This window comes from Kluyvera sichuanensis, assembly GCF_040930405.1.
Classification (GTDB): Bacteria; Pseudomonadota; Gammaproteobacteria; order Enterobacterales; family Enterobacteriaceae; genus Kluyvera; species Kluyvera sichuanensis.
Genome location: NZ_CP162271.1, coordinates 2411565 through 2432360 on the forward strand (window position 1 = coordinate 2411565; position 20796 = coordinate 2432360).

Annotated in this window: 19 protein-coding genes and 1 pseudogene; 9 read left to right on the forward strand and 11 right to left on the reverse strand. The window is 55.9% G+C overall.

What is annotated here, in order from left to right; genetic code table 11:
• The first annotated feature begins 211 nt into the window (after positions 1-211).
• Positions 212-3325 carry a multidrug efflux RND transporter permease AcrD gene (acrD, locus tag AB2B48_RS11830; RefSeq protein ID WP_368301852.1) on the forward strand — a complete coding sequence of 1038 codons (3114 nt, stop codon included), beginning with the start codon at positions 212-214 and terminating at the stop codon, positions 3323-3325.
• 140 nt (positions 3326-3465) lie between these two features.
• Here acrD and ypfM read toward each other — a convergent pair whose 3' ends face one another.
• Positions 3466-3525, reverse strand: a complete 60-nt coding sequence (ypfM, locus tag AB2B48_RS11835; protein ID WP_001386977.1) for a protein YpfM — start codon at positions 3523-3525, stop codon at positions 3466-3468.
• A gap of 357 nt (positions 3526-3882) precedes the next feature.
• Between ypfM and AB2B48_RS11840 the strand changes: the two genes are divergently transcribed.
• From AB2B48_RS11840 to AB2B48_RS11850, 3 genes are read left to right on the forward strand one after another with little or no spacing between them, the layout of a single operon-like run.
• Positions 3883-4242, forward strand: coding sequence for an ArsC family reductase (locus tag AB2B48_RS11840; RefSeq protein ID WP_368301853.1), 360 nt, complete (start codon positions 3883-3885; stop codon positions 4240-4242).
• 54 nt (positions 4243-4296) lie between these two features.
• Complete coding sequence (gene dapE, locus AB2B48_RS11845) at positions 4297-5424, forward strand: succinyl-diaminopimelate desuccinylase (RefSeq protein ID WP_368301854.1); 1128 nt, start codon at positions 4297-4299, stop codon at positions 5422-5424.
• 25 nt (positions 5425-5449) lie between these two features.
• Positions 5450-5650 (forward strand): YpfN family protein, encoded by a 201-nt coding sequence (locus tag AB2B48_RS11850; RefSeq protein WP_185669888.1) that lies wholly within the window; start codon positions 5450-5452, stop codon positions 5648-5650.
• Positions 5651-5739: 89 nt separating this feature from the next.
• Here the strand turns inward: AB2B48_RS11850 and ypfH are convergent, their stop codons facing one another.
• The 6 genes from ypfH to dapA form a co-directional block, all read right to left on the reverse strand.
• A complete protein-coding gene (gene ypfH / locus AB2B48_RS11855; protein ID WP_185669887.1) occupies positions 5740-6438 on the reverse strand; it encodes an esterase in 699 nt (232 codons plus the stop codon).
• Positions 6439-6514: 76 nt separating this feature from the next.
• Positions 6515-8515 (reverse strand): tRNA(Met) cytidine acetyltransferase TmcA, encoded by a 2001-nt coding sequence (locus AB2B48_RS11860; protein WP_368301855.1) that lies wholly within the window; start codon positions 8513-8515, stop codon positions 6515-6517.
• A 16-nt stretch (positions 8516-8531) separates the two neighbouring features.
• The gene (locus AB2B48_RS11865) at positions 8532-9404 is read right to left on the reverse strand and encodes a neutral zinc metallopeptidase (RefSeq protein WP_368301856.1); all 873 of its coding nucleotides are present in this window, start codon (positions 9402-9404) and stop codon (positions 8532-8534) included.
• Positions 9405-9556: 152 nt separating this feature from the next.
• Positions 9557-10270, reverse strand: a complete 714-nt coding sequence (gene purC, locus AB2B48_RS11870; RefSeq protein WP_035891480.1) for a phosphoribosylaminoimidazolesuccinocarboxamide synthase — start codon at positions 10268-10270, stop codon at positions 9557-9559.
• A gap of 109 nt (positions 10271-10379) precedes the next feature.
• Positions 10380-11414, reverse strand: coding sequence for an outer membrane protein assembly factor BamC (bamC, locus tag AB2B48_RS11875; RefSeq protein ID WP_368301857.1), 1035 nt, complete (start codon positions 11412-11414; stop codon positions 10380-10382).
• A gap of 16 nt (positions 11415-11430) precedes the next feature.
• The gene (gene dapA, locus AB2B48_RS11880) at positions 11431-12309 is read right to left on the reverse strand and encodes a 4-hydroxy-tetrahydrodipicolinate synthase (protein ID WP_185668933.1); all 879 of its coding nucleotides are present in this window, start codon (positions 12307-12309) and stop codon (positions 11431-11433) included.
• Between the two features lie 154 nt (positions 12310-12463).
• Between dapA and AB2B48_RS11885 the strand changes: the two genes are divergently transcribed.
• Together AB2B48_RS11885 and bcp are read left to right on the forward strand one after the other, a co-directional pair.
• Positions 12464-13036, forward strand: a complete 573-nt coding sequence (locus AB2B48_RS11885) for a glycine cleavage system transcriptional repressor (protein ID WP_035891472.1) — start codon at positions 12464-12466, stop codon at positions 13034-13036.
• Positions 13036-13506, forward strand: coding sequence for a thioredoxin-dependent thiol peroxidase (gene bcp, locus AB2B48_RS11890; protein ID WP_333496785.1), 471 nt, complete (start codon positions 13036-13038; stop codon positions 13504-13506). Before AB2B48_RS11885 ends, bcp begins: the two co-directional genes overlap by 1 nt.
• An 80-nt stretch (positions 13507-13586) precedes the next feature.
• On the opposite strand, the gene AB2B48_RS11895 is transcribed toward bcp, so the two are convergent.
• On the reverse strand, positions 13587-14660 hold the full coding sequence (locus tag AB2B48_RS11895) for an AI-2E family transporter (RefSeq protein WP_185668931.1): 1074 nt from the start codon (positions 14658-14660) through the stop codon (positions 13587-13589).
• A 215-nt stretch (positions 14661-14875) separates the two neighbouring features.
• On the opposite strand from AB2B48_RS11895, the gene bepA reads away from it, so the two are divergent.
• The 3 genes and pseudogenes from bepA to AB2B48_RS11910 all read left to right on the forward strand — a co-directional run bounded on the left by bepA (position 14876) and on the right by AB2B48_RS11910 (position 17856).
• A complete protein-coding gene (bepA, locus tag AB2B48_RS11900; protein WP_185668930.1) occupies positions 14876-16339 on the forward strand; it encodes a beta-barrel assembly-enhancing protease in 1464 nt (487 codons plus the stop codon).
• Between the two features lie 12 nt (positions 16340-16351).
• Positions 16352-16711 carry an arsenate reductase (glutaredoxin) gene (gene arsC, locus AB2B48_RS11905; protein WP_220438270.1) on the forward strand — a complete coding sequence of 120 codons (360 nt, stop codon included), beginning with the start codon at positions 16352-16354 and terminating at the stop codon, positions 16709-16711.
• A 206-nt stretch (positions 16712-16917) separates the two neighbouring features.
• Positions 16918-17856, forward strand: a pseudogene (locus tag AB2B48_RS11910) (Rpn family recombination-promoting nuclease/putative transposase).
• Between the two features lies 1 nt (position 17857).
• Here AB2B48_RS11910 and AB2B48_RS11915 read toward each other — a convergent pair.
• The 3 genes from AB2B48_RS11915 to upp form a co-directional block, all read right to left on the reverse strand.
• Positions 17858-18559 carry a DnaA inactivator Hda gene (locus tag AB2B48_RS11915; protein ID WP_185668937.1) on the reverse strand — a complete coding sequence of 234 codons (702 nt, stop codon included), beginning with the start codon at positions 18557-18559 and terminating at the stop codon, positions 17858-17860.
• Between the two features lie 94 nt (positions 18560-18653).
• Positions 18654-19943, reverse strand: a complete 1290-nt coding sequence (gene uraA, locus AB2B48_RS11920; protein ID WP_333013077.1) for a uracil permease — start codon at positions 19941-19943, stop codon at positions 18654-18656.
• 87 nt (positions 19944-20030) lie between these two features.
• Entirely contained in the window at positions 20031-20657 is a 627-nt protein-coding gene (upp, locus tag AB2B48_RS11925; protein ID WP_035891452.1) for a uracil phosphoribosyltransferase, read from the reverse strand.
• Positions 20658-20796 lie beyond the last annotated feature (139 nt).

The window sequence follows — 20796 nt, forward strand, 5'->3', positions numbered from 1 at the left end:
GATGTGGCAGATCAAAAAATTTCAGCTTAAATGAAATTACGTTTCAGGGGCCAAGGCCGATAGCGTAAGGATGTGCAAACCGTTTCTGAAAAGCGGAATGATAATTTACATTATCTCCTTTTTTTCTCCACGATTGTTGAGGGCCTTACCGCTACAGTGTTTGACGCAATTCAGTACGTAAAAAAATGAACAACACGAGGTTCGGATCCTGATGGCGAATTTCTTTATTGATCGCCCCATTTTTGCCTGGGTGCTGGCAATCCTTTTGTGCCTCACAGGGGCCCTGGCGATATTTTCTTTACCCGTTGAGCAATACCCTGACCTCGCGCCACCGAACGTGCGCGTCACGGCAAACTATCCAGGTGCTTCCGCGCAAACGCTGGAGAACACCGTCACGCAGGTTATCGAGCAGAATATGACCGGTATCGATAACCTGATGTATATGTCCTCACAAAGCAGCGCCACCGGGCAGGCAACAATTACCTTAAGCTTTGTAGCAGGCACTGACCCTGACGAAGCGGTGCAGCAGGTACAAAACCAACTACAAACCGCCATGAACAAGCTGCCTCAGGCGGTACAAACTCAGGGCGTCACGGTGCGTAAAACCGGGGATACCAACATTCTGACCATCGCCTTCGTCTCTACCGACGGCAGCATGGATAAGCAGGATATTTCCGACTACGTCGCCAGTAACATTCAGGACCCCATCAGCCGCGTGGACGGCGTGGGCGATATCGATGCCTATGGCTCACAGTATTCGATGCGCATCTGGCTGGACCCGGCCAAGCTTAACAGCTACCAAATGACCACGGCCGACGTGACAAATGCGATTAAATCCCAGAACGCCCAGATTGCGGTCGGCCAACTTGGCGGCACGCCGTCCATCGACAAGCAGGCGCTGAACGCCACGATTAACGCCCAATCGCTGCTGCAAACGCCGCAGCAGTTCCGCGACATTACGCTACGCGTCAACCAGGACGGCTCAGAAGTGACCCTGGGCGATGTGGCGACCGTCGAAATGGGTGCAGAAAAATACGACTACCTCAGCCGCTACAACCGTAATCCAGCCTCTGGCCTGGGGATTAAGCTCGCCTCTGGCGCCAACGAAATGGCGACCGCCGAGCGCGTGATCCAACGTCTGGATGAACTCAAGCAGTACTTCCCGCATGGGCTGGAATATAAAGTGGCCTACGAGACCACCTCGTTCGTCAAAGCCTCAATTAAGGATGTGGTAAAAACGCTGCTGGAAGCCATTTTGCTGGTGTTCCTGGTGATGTACCTGTTCCTGCAGAACTTCCGCGCAACGCTGATTCCGACCATTGCCGTTCCGGTGGTATTGATGGGTACCTTCGCCATTCTTTACGCCTGCGGATACAGTATCAACACCCTGACGATGTTTGCGATGGTGCTCGCCATCGGCCTGCTGGTGGATGACGCCATCGTGGTGGTCGAAAACGTTGAGCGAATAATGAGTACCGAAGGGCTCACACCGCGGCAGGCGACGCGTAAATCAATGGGGCAGATTCAAGGGGCGCTGGTGGGTATCGCCATGGTGCTGTCGGCGGTCTTTATCCCGATGGCCTTCTTCGGCGGCACCACCGGGGCTATCTATCGTCAGTTCTCTATTACCATTGTTTCAGCAATGGTGCTGTCGGTGCTGGTGGCGATGATCCTCACCCCGGCGCTGTGCGCCACCCTTCTCAAGCCGATTCATAAAGGCGAAGTGCACGGCACCAAAGGCTTCTTCGGCTGGTTTAACCGTCATTTCGATGCCAGCGCGCGTCGCTACGAATCCGGCGTGGCCAGAATTCTCCATCGCAGTATCCGCTGGATGCTGATTTACGTGCTGTTGCTGGGTGGTATGGTGTTCCTGTTCCTGCGCCTGCCCTCCTCCTTCCTGCCGTTGGAAGACCGCGGCATGTTCACCACGTCCGTTCAGTTGCCGAGTGGTTCGACCCAGCAGCAGACGCTGAAGGTGGTAGAACAGGTTGAAGACTATTTCTTCAAAAATGAGAAGGACAACGTAACCTCGATTTTTGCCACCATCGGCTCCGGCCCTGGTGGTAACGGCCAGAACGTAGCGCGCATGTTCGTGCGCCTGAAAGACTGGGACGAGCGTGACAGTAAAACCGGCTCCTCGTTCGCCATTATCGAACGTGCCACCAAAGCGCTGAACAAAATTAAAGAGGCCCGCGTTTACGCCAGCAGCCCGCCGGCCATCAGCGGCTTGGGCAGCTCTGCTGGTTTCGATATGGAGCTGCAGGATCACGCCGGTGCCGGGCACGACGCGTTGATGGCCGCCCGCGATAAGCTGCTGGAGCTGGCGGGTAACGATCCACAGCTGACGCGCGTACGCCACAACGGTCTGGACGATAGCCCGCAGTTGCAGGTTGATATCGACCAGCGTAAAGCGCAGGCGCTGGGTGTGTCTATCGATGATATCAACGACACGCTGCAAACCGCGTGGGGTTCAAGCTACGTGAACGACTTTATGGATCGCGGACGCGTGAAGAAAGTCTACGTTCAGGCGGCGGCGAAGTATCGCATGCTGCCGGAAGACATGAACCTATGGTACGTACGCAATAATTCCGGGCAGATGGTGCCATTCTCCGCCTTCGCTACTTCACGCTGGGAGACAGGTTCACCACGTCTGGAGCGCTATAACGGCTACTCGGCGGTTGAGATTATCGGTGAAGCCGCACCGGGCGTCAGTACCGGTACTGCCATGGACGTGATGCAAAACCTGGTGCAGCAATTACCAACCGGCTTCGGCCTCGAATGGACGGCGATGTCCTATCAGGAGCGGCTGTCAGGGGCGCAAGCACCGGCACTTTATGCCATCTCACTGCTGGTCGTCTTCCTCTGTCTGGCGGCGCTGTATGAGAGCTGGTCGGTACCGTTCTCAGTCATGCTGGTGGTACCGCTAGGGGTTATCGGCGCGCTGCTGGCGACCTGGATGCGCGGGCTGGAAAACGACGTTTACTTCCAGGTAGGGCTGCTGACGGTTATCGGCCTATCCGCCAAAAACGCCATTCTGATCGTCGAATTTGCCAACGATCTGAATCAGAAAGGGGAAGATCTGATGACGGCGACGCTGGAAGCCTGTCGCCAACGTCTGCGTCCTATCCTGATGACCTCGCTGGCGTTTATCTTCGGCGTACTTCCGATGGCGCTCACCACCGGTGCAGGTTCCGGCGGGCAGCACGCGGTGGGTACCGGCGTGGTCGGGGGGATGGTTTCCGCAACCATTCTGGCTATCTTCTTTGTACCGCTGTTCTTTGTGCTGGTGCGCCGCCGCTTCCCGCTAAAAGAGAAGCCGGAATAACGGGTAAACGCTAAAAACAGAAAAGGCGACATGATGAATGTCGCCTTTTGACCTTTATGTGATGCAACGACTCTGTACTGCAAACAACACCATCATGGTTATTGAAAGAACACAGCGCTTTTAAATCACATTGCTGAAAATTATTTACGAAGCATCACTTCAATAAAATCTTTCCAGTTCCCCAGTTCACGTTCGATCATAACTACCTCTCTTATTATTATGCGTATTTTACGTACAAATGTATGACCTGTGAATACGGTTAATCCGATTACTTTGATTGACGCTGCCAACCTTTGTTTACTGCTTGAGGTCACTATGGGCCGGAATTTTGACATTTAATGTGACCAACAGCAACATTCTGAAATAGTTATCAGAATGTGAATCATATGATACATATTTAACCTATGACAACGCAAACCCGCTACGCCAAAGCGCGTAGATAGCATGATAAACTGTACGCTTTTCAGCCACTTTAGCCGGATAAAATTAAAACAGGCAGCCGCGGGAATTACGTGTATATTCGAGTCCCCTAAAACCTGCAGATATAAAGGTGCAACATGACCATCCTCTACGGAATAAAGAATTGCGACACCATCAAGAAAGCCCGCCGCTGGCTGGATGAGCATCAGGTTGAATATCGCTTTCACGACTATCGCGTCGATGGCCTGACGCCAGAGCTGCTGGCAACCTTTATTGGCGAGCTAGGCTGGGAAGCGCTGTTGAATACCCGTGGCACCACCTGGCGCAAGCTGGATGAACAGGTGCGCGCCGGAATCAACAACGCCGATGCCGCTGCGACGCTGATGCTGGAAATGCCGGCAATCATCAAACGCCCATTGCTCTGCGCGCCCGCACAGCCTATGCTGCTGGGTTTCAGTGATGCCAGTTATAGCCAATGGGTCGCCCAGACGCGCTAATGCCGTTGGCCCTGTTTTACAGTTTCAGATAACGAAAATAACGAGGTCTAGTTTATGTCTTGCCCAGTCATTGAGCTGGCTCAGCAGCTTATTCGCCGCCCTTCTCTTAGCCCAGATGATGCGGGCTGTCAGGCGTTAATGATTGAACGCCTACGCGCAGCAGGTTTTACCATTGAGCCGATGGATTTTGGCGATACCCAGAACTTCTGGGCCTGGCGCGGCAAAGGAGAAACCCTGGCATTTGCAGGCCACACCGATGTGGTACCTGCGGGTGATGCTGACCGCTGGATTAACCCACCGTTTGAACCCACAATTCGCGACGGCATGCTGTTTGGCCGTGGTGCTGCCGATATGAAAGGCTCGCTGGCGGCAATGGTCGTGGCGGCAGAGCGCTTCGTCGCTCAGCATCCGAACCATAAAGGCCGCCTGGCGTTCCTGATCACCTCCGATGAAGAAGCGAGCGCCACGCACGGGACGGTGAAAGTGGTCGAAGCCCTGATGGCCCGTAACGAGCGTCTGGACTACTGCCTGGTGGGCGAACCGTCCAGCACCGAAGTGGTTGGCGACGTCGTGAAAAACGGCCGTCGTGGCTCAATGACCTGCAACCTGACCATTCATGGCGTACAGGGACACGTAGCCTATCCGCACCTCGCCGATAACCCGGTTCACCGCGCCGCGCCGTGGATGAACGAACTGGTGTCGATTGAGTGGGATCAGGGCAACGAATTCTTCCCGCCGACCAGCATGCAGATCGCCAACATTCAGGCCGGCACCGGCAGCAACAACGTGATCCCGGGCGATCTGTTCGTGCAGTTCAACTTCCGTTTCAGCACCGAGCTGACGGATGAGATGATCAAAGCACGCGTTATTGCCCTGCTGGATAAATATCAGCTGCGCTATAGCATTGACTGGTGGATTTCCGGCCAGCCGTTCCTGACCGCACGCGGTAAACTGGTCGACGCGGTGGTGAACGCTATCGCGCACTATAATGAAATAGAACCGCAGTTGCTGACCACCGGCGGCACGTCAGATGGTCGCTTTATCGCCCAGATGGGTGCGCAGGTTGTTGAACTGGGTCCGGTGAATGCCACCATTCATAAAATTAATGAGTGTGTGAACGCGGCAGACCTGCAGATGCTGGCGCGGATGTATCAGCGCATCATGGAACAACTTGTCGCCTGACGGCACAACATAAGGGGTAATGCACATGGATTGGCTGTCAAAATACTGGTGGATTCTGGTGCTGGTGTTTCTGGTGGGGGTGATTATCAACGTGATCAAAGATCTCAATCGCGTCGATCACAAAAAATTCCTTGCCAATAAACCGGACCTTCCGCCACACCGCGACTTTAACGACAAGTGGGACGATGACGACGACTGGCCGAAGAAGGACCAGCCGAAGAAATAGTTCGGTGTCGATCCCGGCGTCGCGTTGCTCGGCTGGGCTACCAGATAGTAGCCCGGCCGAACGCAGTGACGCCGGGGAACACACCAGATTTACATCATCTCAATAAGATCGTCATTTTTCGGCGTACTGCCGCTCAACGCTTCATCGAAATAGTGCTTCGGCACGGTATAACGCAGGTGATCCAGCGCGAACTGCATACTGCGATCGTCTATCGCGTGGCCTAAATCCTCAACGATATCCAGCGTCACATCGCCGCCTGCGGCCTGTAGTGCTTCCTGGCCTTTCACCGCCCAGGCAAGATCGATAACCCGGTCTTCCCCGCCGTGAATCAGGTGGATGGTCGTCGCGGTATCCGCTTTTTCCGGCATCGTCGCGTAGCGGCCGTTAAAGGCAATCACCCGTGATGCCAGCCCCGGCTGCGCTTTAATCCCCTCGAGCGACATAATTGCCCCCTGCGAGAAGCCAATTAATGCCGTCGCCTGTGGACTCACACCGCTCTGTTTCTGCCAGTAGCGCACGGTTTCAATAAAGGTCGGCATAATGGCATCAATACGCGCCTGACGGTTTTCTTCCGTCACGCCCGCCACCGAGAACCACTGGCGGCCCGGTGCCGGGCCACAAGGCTCTGCACCACCTACGCTAACGATGAGCGCATCCGGAAACAGCGGCGCAAACCAGCTGCCGATCTGGCCCATTGCCACCGGATTATCGCCCACGCCATGAAACAACAGCAGCAGCTGTTGAGCGGGCTTCGCGGGGCTTTGAACAACAAAATGATCGTGTGTCATGGCTGTCTCCTTGGTTTTGACGGTCAGTTTACGCCGCGCCAAAATAATGACCATGCCATTTAACTGAATGAGTCAGTTAAAAAAATTGCAGTTGTTGAACCTGTTTCATGAGCTGATTTGTCCGAACCTCATCGAGGTTCAGCATCGCCTGCGCCGCGTCTTCACGCAGCCTGACCAGCAGCGCTTTCCGCCCGTGCAGGCCAAGGCGGGCGCAGAGCGCCTGCTCATTCTCGCCGGATAAACGTCCACGCAGCGCCGGAAGCGCCAATTCGCTAGTGCCACAAAGTAGGTGCAGGCTACCCAGCGCCGCCAGCATCGGGCGATGAGCAAAGGCAAACCCGGCCAGATCCAACCAGTCATCTTCAGTAAGGATAGCCTCTGGCACATCGGCTAGCGGCACTTTTTCATCGACCCACTGCGAGAGCCAGCGCCACTCACGACACAGCCGATGGTGCTCACGCAGCATCAGCGCTTCTCCCGCCGCCGTGAGTGGACGCAGTGCCATCGCTGCATAGCAGCCGCTGCTCGCCTCCCGCTGGGTGCCAATGCGCACCAGCGTAAAGCCGCAGCGCTGCCAGAAGCGCCAGAGTTCCTCGGTGTAGCCAAAACTCACCGACAGATAATCATATTCCGCCGCCGTTGCCCACGCCTGCGCAATCAGCCGCTGACCTATCCCCTCACGCTGACGCTGCGGATGAACCGCAATTCGGCTAATACGCCGCCCGATAAGCGTCGCCGCCAGCGGACTGCCGCCGTGCGCCGCCATCGACTGCGCCACCAGGTTCCCGCGGGGGCGACGGTAGCCCGCCCACACGGCCTGGCTCAGCTCAGGCGACAATCCCCCTTCATCCACCAGCCATAGCGCACCGGCTGGCCCCTGCGGCGTTTGTGCACTGATAAAATGCTGCCCCGGCGCATCCATCATCCGCCGCAGATCGAGCGGCGAGGTGCGGTAATGCGCGCCAGAAAGCAGTTGATACAACGCGGTTGGCTGCTCAGGGCTGGACTGCCAGGCCGATTGGGGAACGGGAAGCAGCGTCACCTCACCGGCTGGCGACGTGGTAAAGGCTTCATCGTGGAAAATCAGCGCATCGTTAACCAGCGCTTCCAGCGGGCATCCTGCCGCCCAGCGGATAGGCTGGTTGAGGGTGAAAACGTGCCGTTCGGGAAATGCAGCGCAGAGTTTAAGTAAAAAACCGCGCCCGGTGCCCTCGTAGCCCTGCACGGTGGTGGTCAGCAGCGTACGGGGGAAGCGAGCGATAAGCTTCTGGAGGAGAGGTGCAGGGATAGCGGCGGCTTCATCCACCACCAGCCAGTCAGCGCATTCGTCTGAGTCCAGCAGCGCATCAGGGGCCATAAAGCGAAAACGCTCACCGGCAAAGGTGGCAATCACCTCCGCCGACGCCCGGGAAGGTGCGGTGACAACAGCCTCGCCGTGCAGGCGCTGGATATGCATCCCCGCCAGCGCTGACTTTCCTCGCCCGCGCTCTGCCGTCACCACCGATACGGGTGCGGTCGTCTCCTCCAGCGCCGCCAGAATCGCCTGCTGCTCACGCGCGGGCTCACCGCTGGCGCGTTGCCAGTCCGGTCGTTCAATTGTCGTGAGCGGTGGCAGCGGTGTGCCCTGCAGCCAGAGTAGCGTCTCTGGATGGCGGGAGAGCGCCCGGCAGAAATGGTCAACAAAGTTCGGCGTGACGATGGGTTCCGGCGTATCGCTCCAGCGCAGTGAATCCGCATCGGCATGGTGGGGCCACTGCGCCCATTCCGGCACCAGCAGTATCAGCCAGCTTCCAGCCCGGAGCGTGCCCGCCAGCGCGGCAAAGGCCGAGACATCAAAGCCATCGCGGGCGTCGAAGATAGCGTGCTGGAACTCACGCCCCAGCAGCGTGACCAGCTTAGAGGACGGGCAGAACGGCGCGGTGGCCGGGTTCAGGCCGACCCAGAGCACCTCTTCCCCCGCCGCTGCGCGAAACGCCGTGGCCTGCTGTTCGCTCCACGTGCGTTCACCGCTTATCACCAGCAGGCGGCGAATGCCTTCCTGCGCCATGCGCTCAGCCTGCGCCAGCAGTTCATCCATGACTCAGGACCCGCCGTCAGAGTGATTTGCTAAAGGTATTACACTGCGCCGGGTCGCCGCTATCAAAGCCGCGCTTCAGCCAGGTATAGCGCTGCTGTGAGGTACCGTGCGTAAAGCTATCCGGCACCACGCGCCCTTGTCCCTGCTGTTGCAGGCGGTCATCGCCAATGGCTTCGGCAGCATTCAGCGCCTCTTCCAGGTCACCGGCTTCCAGAATGCCCTGTTTCTGCATGCTATGCCCCCAGACGCCCGCAAAGCAGTCCGCCTGAAGCTCCATACGTACGGAGAGACGATTCACCTCCGCCTGCGAGGCGCCCTGCTGCATCTGGCGCACTTTCGGTTCAATACCCAGCAGTTTTTGTACGTGGTGGCCGACTTCATGCGCAATCACGTAGCCCTGAGCGAAGTCGCCGCCCGCGCCAAGCTTGTTTTTCATGTCATCGTAGAATGAGAGGTCGATATAGACCGTGCTGTCGGTTGGGCAGTAAAACGGCCCCATCACCGATTGCCCGGTACCGCATCCGGTGCGCGTCGCGCCGCGGTACATCACCAGACGCGGCGGCTGATAGGTTTTGCCCATCGCCTTAAATTCCTGCGCCCAGGTGTCTTCCGTCGTCGCGAGGATCACCGAGGTGAACTTCGCGGCTTCGTCATCTTTCGGGCCGCTCACCCGCGGGGAAGTTTGCTGCTGGCCGATGGGTTCGCCGGTCATCAGGCCGGTCAGATCCACGCCGTAGTAGCCCGCCACCAGCACGATAATCAGCAGGACAATGCCGCCCTTGCCGCTTGGGATGCGAAAACCCGGGCCGCGCCCGCCCATCATCGGGGATTCAGAATTATTCCGCCGGTCTTCTACATTGTCGCTTTCACGACGACCTTGCCAACGCATAACTACCTCAGTCTTATTCTCAGAAATACTGAGATGATCGTAGGCGGTTACGGGGGGGATTACCACTGGAAATGTTGTGCGGGGATTTCCCGGCGTCGCTTTGCTCGGCCGGGCTACGAATCAGGTAGCCCGGCCGAGGAATGCGTAGAAGCTTAGTCGAGCTTCACGCCTAAACGATGCGCCACTTCTTCGTACGCTTCAATCAGGCCGCCCAGGCTCTGACGGAAACGGTCTTTGTCCATTTTGTCCATGGTCTTTTTGTCCCACAGACGGCTTCCGTCCGGGGAGAACTCATCGCCCAGTACCACTTCGCCTTTAAACAGACCGAACTCCAGCTTGAAGTCGACCAGGATCAGGCCCGCATCGTCAAACAGCTTTTTCAGCACGTCGTTCGCTTTGAAGGTCAGTTCCTGCATACGCGCCAGGTTCTCTTTGCTCACCCAGCCGAAGGTTTCGCAGTAGGATTCGTTAACCATCGGGTCGTGCATCGCGTCGTTTTTCAGGAACAGGTCAAACAGCGGCGGATTCAGCTCGATACCTTCTTCAATCCCTAAGCGTTTTACCAGCGAGCCTGCCGCACGGTTACGCACCACGCATTCCACCGGCACCATATCCAGCTTTTTCACCAGACATTCGGTATCGGACAACAGCGCTTCCATCTGGGTTGGAATACCAGCTTCTGCCAGTTTGCTCATAATGAAATGGTTGAACTTGTTATTCACCATGCCTTTACGATCGAACTGCTCAATGCGGGCACCATCCCCTGCTGACGTATCGTTACGGAATTCGAGTACCAACAGATCCGGGTTTTCGGTGCTGTATACGGTTTTCGCTTTACCACGATACAACTCAGCTAGCTTTTGCATCTTTGTCACTCCAGTGATGATTACGATAAATATTTGTGCATTTTCCGGCGACGCACACGATTGCGTCACTATACAGAAAAAAGGGCCGGATTGCTCCAGCCCTGTTTAATTACTTGCTAAATGCGGCCTGGAATGCGGCTACCAGGGCGTCATTCTGCGACTGCGTCAGCGTATGACCTTTCGGATCGATGAACTGCAGGCTACTACGGTTGTCCAGGTCGCCGACCTGAAGTTTGTAGTCACCGGAAACCAGTCCCGGATCGCTCGCGCCCAGATCTTTCCAGCTGCTGTCAGACAGTGGCTTGTAGGTCACCGCGATGCTGCCCTGAGAACGGGTGCTGTCGGTCACTTTCATGCCCACTTTTTCCAGCGCGCCAGGCAGACGTTGCCATACCTGGTTAAACGGACCGCGTACCACCAGCATTGGCAGGCCGGTATCGTCAGAAGCGCTCTGCACGTCGAAGGTTGCGCCAGCAGTGCCTCTGGAACTGTTCGCGGCATCCGTCGCGTTCTTATCCAGGCCTGCGGAAATCACGTTCAGCATTTCAGCGCTATAGCGCTGCAGAGAAGCACGGTCAGCAACAGGCTTGCCAGCCTGTTCCAGGTTCACCAGCTTCACCGTGACGGCCTGCTGGTAGCCCTGCGGCTGTACGGAGACCTGATAGCGACCACGGTACTGCTGGTCTTCATCAAGACGGTTCCACTCAACCCAGTCTGTGGTCAGCGTCTGGCTAGCATCATCACGTTTGGTGATGGTGTAGTTTTTCGCCTGAACGATGCTGACAACCTGCGGCCACAGAGAACCGCTACGGCCATTTTCAACCAGCAGCATAGCGGTATCACCCGTGAACTGGGTACGCGCACCAGAAACCAGCGCCAGCGGCTGAGCCGGCGGGCGGATATCCAGTGCTTTACCGACGGCACCGCTGCCGTTAGCGACCGGAATGTTATAGTCGCCATTTTCAACCGGCAGAATCATGCCCGCAGGGGCGTGAAGTTCACTCAACGGAGTGGCTTGCAGGTAGGATTCATCACCGCTGACCTGGCGCTTATAGCGCGAGTCGGAACTACAGGCCGCAAGCAGTAAAACCAGCGATACCCCCGCAACCTTCGCCAGGCGCGACTTCTGTACTGAGTAAGCCATCAAATCTCCCTAAACTTTACAGCAAACCGGCATGCTTTAATGCAGATGCCACAACATCACGACCGTGGTCGGTGATAGGGGTCATCGGCAGACGCATGGTGTCGGTCGCCACAAGTCCCAATTCCTTACATGCCCATTTCACTGGGATTGGATTGGGTTCGACAAATAATTTATTGTGCAGCGGCATCAAACGCTGGTTAATGATACGCGCCTGGTCAAACTGGCCATCAGCTGCCAGTCTGCACATTTCCGCCATATCACGCGCCGCAACGTTTGCCGTTACTGAAATAACGCCATGACCGCCGAGCTGCATGAAGTCCAGACCGGTTGCATCATCACCGCTCAGCAGGATGAAGTCATCTGAAACCAGCTCTTTGATCTGATGAACACGGCTTAAGTTCCCCGTGGCTTCCTTAATCGCGATAATATTTTTAATTTTCGCCAGGCGACCTACGGTTTCCGGCAGCATATCGCAACCGGTACGGGACGGCACATTATACAGAATTTGCGGCAGGTCAGTATGCTCAGCGATCGTTTTGAAGTGCTGGAACAGACCTTCCTGGGTTGGGCGGTTGTAATACGGGGTGACGGTCAGGCAACCCACCACGCCGGTATTATTAAAACGTTGGGTCAGGCTAATCGCCTCTGCGGTTGCATTTGCCCCCGTTCCTGCGATCACCGGAATGCGGCCGTCGGCCAGCTCCAGCGTCGTCATCACGACATCGCCATGCTCTTCGTGGCTGAGCGTTGCCGATTCGCCGGTCGTTCCTACCGAGACAATCGCCGAGGTTCCGCTGGCGACATGGTAATCAATCAGTTTTTTCAGGCTTGAACGGTCGACATTACCTTTTTCATCCATCGGCGTGACAAGCGCTACAATACTTCCCGTAAACATGGGCCATCCTCTGTGCTGACGTGCGGACATGAATCTCAATGGTACGTTTGGTCTTGTAATAAAAGCAAGAGACTGAGGGCCTTCAGAATGTTGTATGCCGGTTTTTTTTATGCTTTCCTAAGGAATACCGCACCTTTTTAAAGGAAGAACAGGTTTGACAGCCTCATTACAACACTATCTGGTCATTACAGCCCTGGGCGCGGATCGCCCTGGCATCGTCAATACGATTACCCGTCACGTGAGCAGCTGCGGCTGTAACATCGAAGACAGTCGCTTGGCCATGCTGGGGGATGAGTTCACTTTTATTATGCTGCTTTCCGGTTCATGGAATGCGATTACGCTGATTGAATCCACCCTGCCGCTCAAAGGTGCAGAGCTGGATCTGCTGATCGTGATGAAGCGCACCACCGCGCGTCCGCGTCCGGCGATGCCTGCCACCGTCTGGGTGCAGGTCGAGGTTCCTGATTCGCCGCATATTATTGAGCGCTTTACCGCGCTGTTTGATAGCTGGGAAATGAACATTGCCGAACTGGTGTCGCGCACGCAGCCTGGCGATAACGAAGGCGTTGCGCAGCTGTTTATTCAGATAACCGCCCACAGCCCCGCTACGAAAAATGCATCAAATATTGAGCAAGCGTTCAAAGCCCTATGTACAGAACTGAACGCACAAGGCAGTATAAACGTGATCAATTATTCACAGCATGATGAACAGGATGGAGCTGAGTAATGAACCCACTGAAAGCCGGTGATATCGCACCGAAATTTAGTTTGCCCGATCAAGACGGCGAGCAGGTAAATTTAACCGACTTCCAGGGACAACGTGTTCTGGTCTATTTCTACCCGAAAGCAATGACCCCTGGCTGCACCGTGCAGGCCTGCGGCCTTCGCGACAATATGGATGAGCTGAAAAAGGTTGGCGTTGAAGTGCTGGGCATCAGCACCGATAAGCCAGAGAAGCTCTCCCGCTTTGCGGAAAAAGAGCTGCTGAACTTCACGCTGCTCTCCGATGAAGATCACCAGGTTTGCGATCAGTTTGGCATCTGGGGTGAAAAAACCTTTATGGGCAAAACCTATGACGGCATTCACCGCACCAGCTTCCTGATTGACGCCGACGGTAAAGTCGAGCACGTCTTCGACGACTTCAAAACCACCAACCACCACGACATCGTGCTGGGCTGGCTGCAGGCAAACGCCTAACCCAATAACGTAGCCCGGCCGAGCGCAGCGACGCCGGGGTTCCCCCAGGGTCGGCGTAACCGCCTCGCCCGGGCTACACGTTAGTTTGATATTTCTTCTTCCACCACCAGCCCATCCGGCCAGGCGTGAACTACCGCTTTAATCAACGTCGCCAGTGGAATGGCAAAGAACACGCCCCAGAAGCCCCACAGCCCACCGAAAATCACCACCGACAGAATAATCACCAGCGGGTGCAGGTTCACGGCTTCGGAGAACAGCACCGGCACCAGCAGGTTACCGTCCAGCCCCTGAATAATCAGATAGACCGCAAACAGGCTCCAGAACTCGGTACCAAGGCCAAACTGGAACAGCGCCACGCAGACCACCGGAATCGTCACCACGAACGCGCCGATGTAAGGAATAAGAACCGATAAACCCACCAGCACCGCCAGCAGCAGCGAGTAGTTAAGGCCAAACATCAGGAAGCCAAGCCAGGTGGCAATGCCAACGACGATCATCTCCAGCACCTTACCGCGAATGTAGTTGGTAATTTGCTGGTTCATCTCTTTCCACACCTGCCCTGCCAGACCGCGGTTGCGCGGCAGCACGCGACGCACCGCGTTCAGCATCTGCTCTTTATCCTTCACCAGGAAAAAGACCATCAGCGGCACCAGCACCAGATAGACTGCCAGCGTCAGCAGTCCCATCAGCGAGGCCACCGAATATTTCACCACCGAGTCACCGAGCGTTAGCATTCGGGTGCGCATATTTTCGGCCATCGCATCAATGATCCCGGCATCCATCAGCGCAGGATAGCGGCGCGGCAGCGTGGCGGCATAATCAGAAAGCTTGTTCAGCATGCCCGGCATGTCGTGGATAAGGTTAATCCCCTGCTGCCAGGCAATCGGCATCACCACGAAGGACATCAGCAGCAGAATGCCGATAAACAGCACCATCACGGCGGTAGTGGCCCAGGTACGCGACCAGCCCAGCCGCTCCAGGCGGACGGTCGGCCACTCCAGCAGATAGGCCAGCACCAGTGCAACCAGCAGCGGCGCCAACAGGCCACTGAAGAAGAACAGAATGCAAAAACCTGCCACCAGAATGACCAGCAGCGCGATCGCCTCCGGGTCACTAAATCGGCGGCGGTACCACTGCATCAACATCTCGAGCATAAATCGATTCCCTGAACGCTTTGCTTTCACACGGAGATGAATTGTATCGAAGTGTCACAAAAAAGACTCCGCTTTTTATATTTATCCCAACAATCTCGCGATTATCATTTTCATCCCGTGAGCAGATAGATACACTCCCAGAGCAGCGTAAAATGGAACGTAAGATTATGCTGTTGGTCAAAACAGGCACATCCCCACATTACAGGACAGAGGTTATGTTCAGGCAGTTGAAAAAAACGCTGTTGGCATCCCTTATTGCGACGCTTACGCTTGGGCAAATCGCTCCGGCCTTTGCGGATTCGGCTGATACTCTCCCGGATATGGGCACCTCAGCAGGAAGCACGCTCTCCATCGGTCAGGAGATGCAGATGGGGGATTACTATGTCCGTCAGTTGCGCGGAAGCGCCCCGCTGATTAATGACCCGCTGCTGGTTCAGTACATCAATTCACTGGGCATGCGTCTGGTTTCGCACGCCTTTTCCGTCCGTACGCCGTTCCATTTCTATCTGATTAACAACGACGATATCAACGCCTTTGCCTTCTTCGGCGGCAACGTGGTGCTGCACTCGGCGCTGTTCCGTTACTCTGATACCGAGAGCCAGCTGGCGTCGGTGATGGCGCACGAAATCTCCCACGTCACCCAGCGCCACCTGGCGCGCGCGATGGAAGACCAGAAGCGTAACGCTCCGCTGACCTGGGTTGGCGCTCTCGGTTCAATTTTACTGGCGATGGCCAGCCCGCAGGCCGGTATGGCGGCGCTAAGCGGCACGCTGGCCGGTACCCAGCAGGGCATGATCAGCTTTACTCGCCAGAATGAAGAAGAGGCTGACCGCATCGGTATCCAGGTACTGCAGCGTTCAGGCTTTGATCCCCAGGCCATGCCGGCCTTTATGGAAAAGCTCCTCGACCAGTCGCGCTACTCATCGCGGCCACCGGAAATGCTGCTGACTCACCCCCTGCCCGAAAGCCGTCTGTCCGACGCGCGTAACCGCGCCAACCAGATGCGTCCGGTGGTGGTGCAATCTTCCGCCGATTTCTATTTCGCTAAAGCGCGTACCCTCGGCATGTATAACTCCGGTAAGAACCAGCTCGGCAGCGACCTGCTGGATAACTGGTCGAAGGGCAATATTCGCGAGCAGCACGCCGCACAGTACGGCCGTGCGCTGCTGGCCATGGAAGCGAAAAACTACGCCGAGGCGAGCAAACAGCTGCAGCCGCTGCTGAGCGCCGAGCCGCAAAACGCCTGGTATCTTGACCTGGCAACGGATATCGACCTCGGGCAGAAGAAAACCGCCGAGGCCATCAGCCGACTGAAAAATGCCCGTGAACTGCGTACCAACCCTGTGCTGCAGCTCAACCTGGCAAACGCCCTGCTTGAGGGCGGGCAGCCTGCGGAAGCGGCAACTATTCTGAACCGCTACACCTTTAACAATAAAGACGATACCAACGGCTGGGATTTGCTAGCCCAGGCGGAAGCCGCGCTGGGTAATCGTGATCAGGAGCTGGCGGCTCGCGCCGAGAATATGGCGCTGGTAGGCAGACTCGATCAGGCGATTTCCATGCTCAGCTCGGCCAGCGGTCAGGTGAAACTGCGTAGCCTCCAGCAGGCGCGCTACGATGCCCGTATCGATCAGCTACGCGAGCTGCAGGAACGCTTCCGCCCTTATCAGAAAATGTAAACAGGAGAGACGATGACGGATTCGGTCACGATTTATCACAACCCGCGCTGCTCAAAGAGCCGCGAGACCTTAACCCTGCTGAAGGATAATGGCATCGACCCTGAGGTGGTGCTGTATCTCGACACGCCGCCGGATACCGCGACGCTGCGCAAACTGATTGACATGCTCGGCTTCAGCAGCGCGCGCGAGCTGATGCGTCAGAAAGAAGATCTCTACAAATCGCTGAACCTCGCCGACAGCCAACTTAGCGAAGAACAACTTATCCAGGCGATGATTGAGAATCCAAAACTGATTGAGCGCCCTATCGTTGTTCACAACGGGCAGGCGCGCATTGGTCGTCCGCCGGAGCAGGTGCTGGAAATCGTTCGCTAATCCCTTCTACCCGCCGCGGTTGATATTGTTCGGCTGCGGCACGCTCTCCCCCTTCCAGATGCGAACGTAATTCCAGCGTTTTGTACCGCTTGCATACATTGATAAACACTTTGCGTTGTACCATCTGTAGTTTGATTTTCCCTGCCTCTCCATGATGTCAAACTTGTTAGAGTCCCGCCATCCACTGGTCTTCACGGAGAGAAGCGATGAGCGAGAACGCCACATCGATGCCGCATGATGCGATTTTGAAGCAGTTCTTGCAGGATCCTGCCACCGCTCGCGATTTTCTACAGATTCATCTTCCTGGTTCGCTGCAGCGTCTTTGCGATCTCGATACGCTCAAGCTCGAGTCCGGTAGCTTTATTGAAGAGAGTCTACAGGCAAGCTATTCTGATATGCTTTACTCGCTTAAAACGACAGCTGGAGACGGCTATATTTATGCCCTGATCGAGCATCAGAGTAAGCCAGACCGTCATATGGGATTTCGCCTGATGCGCTATGCTATTGCCGCCATGCAGCGTCATCTCAATGCGGGGCACCGACGGCTTCCTTTGGTTATCCCCATTCTTTTTTATCATGGACTCGTGAGTCCCTACCCTCATTCACTAAACTGGACAGATGAATTTGCTGCACCGGAAATGGCACGAGCGTTCTATAGTCAACCCTTTCCGCTGGCCGATATCACCGTTATCCCCGACAGCTAAATTATGCATCACCGACGTATTGCCTCGCTAGAATTGCTGCAAAAGCATATTCGGCTACGGGATCTAGCCGAGCTTATCGCTCCTCTAGCTCAGCTATTAGTGATGGGATACACTGATCGCGACAGACTAATCGCAATCCTGAACTATATGTTGTTAAACGGCACCGCCGACCAGCCAGAAAAACTGATTCAGGAACTGGCACAACGCACAGCACATCATGAGGGAACACTGATGACGGTCGCAGAGTATCTGGAACAAAAAGGTTGGAAAAAGGGCCTGGAAAAAGGCATGGAAAAAGGGTTAGCAGAAGGCAGAAACGAAGCCGCCACCCGTATAGCCAAAGCCCTACTTCAGGACGGTATGGAACGGCAACGGGTTATCGCACTTACCGGTGTCCTGGCAGATGATCTTAACGCCATCGCACAGGAAAAAGCGGAATAACCTACAGCTTCAGAATCTCTTTCACAAACGGAATGGTCAGCTTGCGCTGGGCGGTGATAGAGGCGTGATCGAGCTGATCCAGCGTCTGGAACAGCGTGCGCATTTCGCGATCCAGCCGTTTGAGCATAAAGCGGCACACATCGTCCGGCATTTCAAAGCCGCGCAGGCGAGCACGCAGCTGCAATGCCTGTAATTTATCTTCGTCGGAGAGCGGCTGCAGCTTGTAGATTTGCCCCCAGTCGAGGCGAGAAGCGAGATCCGGCAAGCCGAGATTCAGCTGACGCGGTGGGCGATCGCCGGTGATCAGCAGGCGGGTGTTGCCCGACTCGAGGATCCGGTTGTAGAGATTAAAAATCGCCATCTCCCACAGTTCGTCTCCCGCTACGCACTCGATATTATCGATGCACACCAGCGAAAGCTGCTCCATCCCTTCCAGCACTTCCGGAACAAACCAGGTGCGTTTATCCAGCGGAACGTAGCCCACGGCATCGCCGCGCTGCGAGAGTTCGGCGCAGGCTGCATGCAGCAAATGGCTGCGTCCGGCACCTTCACGTGCCCAGATATAGATGTATCCGCTATGCTCCTGCCGCAGCACGTTTTGCAGTGCAGCAAGTAAAGAAGGGTTATCACCTGGGAAGAAACTCGCAAAGGTTTCATCATCAGGAAGATAAAGTGGCAAAGAGAGCTGTGCCGGTGCGTTCAGAGAGACCTCAACATGGGCTTACGAAAAAACGAGAAGAGTTTACCACAGAAAATAGCGGGGAGAGAACCGGGCGGCGATCCGCCCGGCTTGAGGATCACGACTTAGAGGTTTCACTCTCGTCCGCGTCCAGCACCACTTCTTCCGGACGCAGGACGCTGATCAGCTTGAAGACCAGGCTCAGACAGATACCCACGATCGTCGCCAGCGCCATGCCTTTCAGCTCAGCCGCGCCGATGTGCACTTTCGCGCCGCTGACGCCGATGATCAGGATGACGGAGGTCAGGATCAGGTTCTGCGCTTTGCTGTAATCCACTTTGGATTCGATCAGCACGCGGATACCGGAGGCACCGATTACGCCGTACAGCAGCAGAGAAACGCCGCCCATGACCGGCAGTGGGATAATCTGAATCGCCGCCGCCAGCTTACCAACGCAGGAGAGCAGAATCGCAATGATTGCCGCGCCGCCGATAACCCAGGTGCTGTACACGCGGGTAATCGCCATCACGCCGATGTTTTCACCGTAGGTAGTGTTCGGCGTGGAGCCAAAGAAACCGGAGATCACGGTGGAAAGGCCGTTGGCAAACATAGAACGGTGCAGACCCGGATCGCGAATCAGGTCTTTCTTGACGATGTTCGCCGTCACCACCAGGTGGCCTACGTGCTCGGCAATCACCACCAGCGCCGCTGGCAGGATAGTGAAGATAGCAAACCACTCAAAGCGCGGCGTATAGAAGGTTGGCAGCGCGAACCAGTGCGCATTCGCAATCGGCGAAGTGTCCACAACGCCCATCACGAAGGAGAGCGCGTAGCCCACCAGCACGCCGATAAGAATCGGGATAATCGCCAGGAAGCCGCGGAACAGCACCGAGCCAAACACGGTGACGCCCAGGGTTACCAGCGAAATAATAATGGTTTTGGTATCCGCAGACTGACCGTCCGGCGGCAGCAGGCCCGCCATGTTCGCCGCCACGCCCGCCAGTTCCAGACCGATAACGGCAACGATTGCGCCCATCGCCGCAGGAGGGAACATCACGTCAAGCCAGCCGGTCCCCGCTTTCTTCACAATGAAGGAGACCAGGCAGAACAGTACGCCGCACATAATAAAGCCGCCCAGCGCCACTTCGTAGCCTAACGGCAGCAGCAGCAGTACCGGAGAGATAAAGGCAAAGCTGGAGCCCAGATAGGCCGGGATTTTGCCTTTACAGATGAAGAGGTACAGCAGCGTCCCAAGACCGTTGAACAGCAGAACGGTGGCCGGGTTGATGTGAAACAGGACTGGCACCAGCACGGTTGCGCCAAACATGGCGAATAAATGCTGCAAGCTAAGCGGGATGGTCTGTAAAAGCGGCGGTCTTTCACTTACCCCAATGGCACGGCGTGTCATGATGTTTTCCTCGAGGGTGTTATTAGCTTCGGTTTTTTTATTCAAAAAAAAGCCGACTCTAAAAGTCGGCTCTTTTTATTTTTTCGTTTACTTGGTACCAAAAATCTTATCGCCGGCATCGCCGAGGCCCGGAATAATGTATCCGTGCTCGTTCAGGCCCTGGTCAATCGACGCGGTGTACAGTTCGATGTCCGGGTGCGCTTTTTCCAGCGCGGCAATACCTTCCGGCGCAGCAACCAGCACCAGCACCTTAATGCTGGAGCAGCCCGCTTTTTTCAGCAGGTCGATGGTGGCGATAACGGAACCGCCGGTAGCCAGCATTGGGTCAACGATCAGCGCCATACGCTCATCGATGTTGGAGACCAGCTTCTGGAAGTAAGGTACCGGCTCCAGCGTCTCTTCGTCACGGTACATACCGACAACGCTGATACGCGCGCTTGGTACGTTTTCCAGTACGCCGTCCATCATGCCCAGGCCTGCACGCAGGATTGGCACAACGGTAATTTTCTTACCTTTGATCTGGTCGATTTCTACCGGGCCGTTCCAGCCTTCGATAGTCACTTTTTCGGTTTCCAGACCGGCGGTAGCTTCATAAGTCAGCAGGCTGCCGACTTCGGAGGCGAGTTCACGGAAGCGTTTGGTGCTGATGTCGTTCTCGCGCATCAGGCCCAGCTTGTGTTTGACGAGTGGGTGTTTAACTTCCACAATCTTCATTCTCTTTCTCCTTTAGATGGGGCAGCCACAAAAAAAATCGCGGGATTATACCGCTTTTTTACGATTGCGCCATACCTGTGATGATTGACCAGGATCAAGCAAAGCGGTGAATGGGTCCCCAGAGAGTATAAGACAGGAT